Source organism: Gilliamella sp. W8128, from assembly GCF_016100545.1.
In the GTDB taxonomy this organism is placed as follows: Bacteria; Pseudomonadota; Gammaproteobacteria; order Enterobacterales; family Orbaceae; genus Gilliamella; species Gilliamella apis.
Map to the genome: position 1 here is coordinate 1 of NZ_JACFSE010000046.1, position 221 is coordinate 221.

Genomic DNA, 221 nt, shown 5'->3' on the forward strand with positions numbered 1-221 from the left:
GGTCTTCCGGCGAGCGGGCTTTTCACCCGCTTTATCGTTACTTATGTCAGCATTCGCACTTCTGATACCTCCAGCACACCTCACAGTGCACCTTCTACGGCTTACAGAACGCTCCCCTACCCAACACACTTAGTGTGCTGCCGCAGCTTCGGTGCATAGTTTTAGCCCCGTTACATCTTCCGCGCAGGCCGACTCGACTAGTGAGCTATTACGCTTTCTTT

Annotated in this window: 1 rRNA gene; it reads right to left on the reverse strand. The window is 53.4% G+C overall.

Going from position 1 to position 221, the window contains the following annotated elements:
- A 23S ribosomal RNA gene (locus tag H3U97_RS11380) occupies positions 1-221 on the reverse strand; the annotation flags it as partial.